Raw genomic sequence first — 1,420 nt, 5'->3', positions numbered from 1 at the left:
GGAGGAATTGGAGGAATCGATTTCAACCACGATGGCGTTTTAATTAATACTTACAGAAAGGAAAAAAGATGAAAAATATTTCAACCCAATTATGCAAGAGAGAGTTTGTAAAACAGATCCTGCTGGCAGGACTTTTGATGATGGCCCTCAGCCTAAGTTCACCAGCATACGCCACAGACGGTTGGCAGGGGTGGTACCGCGGTCATGCCCCTGAATTGGTTTTTGCAACGCCGACTTATATCGAAGTCGTATTTCGAAGCGTGAATGTGCCGGAAGCTCCCGGGGAACGAGCCGTATGTGACGGAAATACATTCGTGCGCTTTAACGTTCTTCTCAATACGCCTGAATATAAAACATTATTGGCGATGCTCCTATTGGCCAAGACCAACGGGGATACCATTGGATTTGCTGGCAATGGGGTCTGTGACATTGGCAACGGCGCCATGGGAACAGATGGGTGGAATGTTTTTATTGATAATTAAACAGTAAACAGGATTAAAAATGGAGGAAAGAAATGAAAATAAACAGTAACATTCTATCAATCGTCATAGCAGGTTTGGCACTGCTGTTCCCAATCCTGTCTCATGCGGGGGGAGAGGTGCGCCATGGTCTTGTGACCGGTGTGTCGACCTGGTCGGAGCATGTGGATATTGGGACCGATGCACCTTTTATTGATCCCGATGCGTGTGGGGGAGGCGGAGGTTATTACCGAATTGATTTGACAACGCCGGGCGCCAATGCCCGGCTGGCAAGTATCCTACTGGCCTATTCGCTCAGGAAAACAGTAGGGCTCTCTCTGGAAGGATGTGTAGGAACCGCACCGGCGATTGACGGTGTTCGCGGTTTTGGCCCCTAGATTGGGATAAGTAAGGATGATCAAATGAAAATTATTAAGACTATTTGGTTTGTTGTTTCCATAGTTATTTCCACTTCAAATTTTTCATTGAGAGCAATTGCTGTTAATTTATGTCCGGGAAGTGGGATTATCACCTGTTCAGCAGAAGCAGGGCGTGCAGGGTATAAAGAATGTCTTTGTAATTGGAATGCAGCTGCTCATAGACTTGACTGCGATTGGACGAGAACTGTTCTTTGCGACAGGGATGAAATGTGTAACCCACGCGCTCAATGGATCTCCGATGATATTTGTATTGATCGACCAGCCAATCTACCTGAAAGAGCCCCACTTGGGGCTGTTAACTGTGACAGTAATCATTGGGGGGGGTACATATGCGGAAGCCAAGGTTTTATGGGCAGGGAGATTGCTGGATTTAAAATCTGTCTTTGTGAATTCCAAGAGCTAGGCAAGTACAATTGCGATTGGGGACACCTTGTCCCTTGTAAAAAAAATGAAACATGTGATGGCACAGCGGATACTTTTGAGCATGCCTGTGTAAATCGCGAAGGCATCGGGTTTGGTGGC

3 protein-coding genes and 1 pseudogene (1 of these 4 cut by a window edge) are annotated in these 1,420 nt (G+C 46.4%); all 4 read left to right on the top strand.

The genetic code is table 11. From position 1 onward, the window contains the following. Nucleotides 1-43 (top strand): annotated as a pseudogene (locus A2048_08070) (hypothetical protein) (it extends 1,943 nt beyond the left edge of the window). A gap of 25 nt (nucleotides 44-68) precedes the next feature. Beyond that, nucleotides 69-482, top strand: coding sequence for a hypothetical protein (locus tag A2048_08065; protein OGP08030.1), 414 nt, complete (start codon nucleotides 69-71; stop codon nucleotides 480-482). A 32-nt stretch (nucleotides 483-514) separates the two neighbouring features. Then, a complete protein-coding gene (locus A2048_08060) occupies nucleotides 515-856 on the top strand; it encodes a hypothetical protein (GenBank protein ID OGP08029.1) in 342 nt (113 codons plus the stop codon). A gap of 97 nt (nucleotides 857-953) precedes the next feature. Continuing rightward, complete coding sequence (locus A2048_08055) at nucleotides 954-1,301, top strand: hypothetical protein (protein ID OGP08028.1); 348 nt, start codon at nucleotides 954-956, stop codon at nucleotides 1,299-1,301. The last annotated feature ends 119 nt before the right edge of the window (nucleotides 1,302-1,420 follow it).

This window comes from Deltaproteobacteria bacterium GWA2_45_12 (assembly GCA_001797365.1).
GTDB lineage: Bacteria > UBA10199 > UBA10199 > UBA10199 > UBA10199 > UBA10199.
This window is presented reverse-complemented; position numbering and strand designations above follow the sequence as displayed.